Genomic DNA, 1,283 nt, shown 5'->3' with positions numbered 1-1,283 from the left:
TGTGGCGCCCGCAAGGCTGATCAGAAAGGTCAGGATTGCCATGTCAGTGTCCGTAGTATGAAAGCAGCCAGCTCATAGCCGGCACAATGGCTGCCCGGCAAGCAGTGCAGGCGCTGCCCGGCCGGGCGCCCGGTTCAGTCATTTTCTTTGCTTCCTGCGGCCACTTCGGTTTTCACACCCCAGCCGGCCAGCGCTTCAGCCAGTTTCCTGCCAGGCGCCCGGTCGGTAAACAAGAGGCCGATACGGTCAGGCGCCGGTCCGCGGTGCGGCGCGGTTTCCTGAAACTTGGGATGCGCAATCGCCACCGCAACTTGCTCAGCACAATCTGCAACAACGCCCGCCAGCTGCGCTTCGGGCGCACTGTGGTAAAGCACTCCATGCTTGGCCGAAAACGCGTCAGCCGAGAGGATTGCAAAATCCAGCGCAAACCGGCGAATCTGCTGCTCGGCGACAAAGCCAAAGGTGCCCCGTTCATTGCTTTGCAGCTCACCGCCCAGGAAATGAACCCGGTTGCCATTGTGGTTGGCCAGGGTCTGGGCCGCCCCGATGGAATTTGTCACCACAATCAGCCCGGATTTCTGCCGCAGCTCTTCAGCGGCAAATGCGGTCGTGGACCCCACATCCAGGAAGAGGGCCATGCCATCCCGGACATAAGATGCAACCCGCGCAGCGATCCGCGCCTTTTCTTTTTGGTTCTCGGAAATCCGTCTGGCGAAACTGGTGGCGCTTTGCGGTCCGGCAAGAAAAGCCCCGCCATGCACCCGCTGAACCGCACCCGCTTTGTCCAGTGCCTTGATTGTGCGGCGCACAGTTTCTTCGGATACATCCAGCATCTTGGCCAGCTCAGAACTGCGGGCTGAGCCGCCCAGCCGGCGCAAAGCATCCACCAGCTCAAGCTCGCGGTGGGAGAGGGATAAAGAGTCTGACACGAGGAAATCCGTCCGCAGCTGCCTGTTTCACGCGATTAGGCATAGGAGACTGCCCTTTTTCAAGAGGTTCCCCACAAAATCCCACACATCAAACCAAAGTGGCGCTGAAAATCCCGGCTTTTCCGGTCAAACGGTCACATCACCCCCGGCAAGCGGACGCACTCCCGCCCCCTTGCGGTCTGCTTAGCAGACCGTCGAGGTTGGGCAAGGCACCGCGCGTACCGCGCGGTGCGGGCAGCGCCCCGCAGGGGCGCTGCCGGGCCCAAGGCCCGTGCCGGAACAGCCGGGATGCCCGCCCCGTCCAGCCGGGATGCGCTGGCGGGGCGCGGGAGGCGCTGCCTTGCGGCAAAGAAA

Annotated in this window: 1 protein-coding gene; it reads right to left on the bottom strand. The window is 62.4% G+C overall.

The features are described from left to right. Positions 1–134: 134 nt before the first annotated feature. The gene (locus tag RA19_RS22790; protein WP_039167319.1) at positions 135–929 is read right to left on the bottom strand and encodes a DeoR/GlpR family DNA-binding transcription regulator; all 795 of its coding nucleotides are present in this window, start codon (positions 927–929) and stop codon (positions 135–137) included. Between the last annotated feature and the right edge of the window lie 354 nt (positions 930–1,283).

The organism is Leisingera sp. ANG-M1, assembly GCF_000813745.1.
Taxonomy (GTDB): domain Bacteria; phylum Pseudomonadota; class Alphaproteobacteria; order Rhodobacterales; family Rhodobacteraceae; genus Leisingera.
Note: the sequence above shows the minus strand (reverse complement) of the source record. Positions and strands in the feature narration are given on the sequence as shown.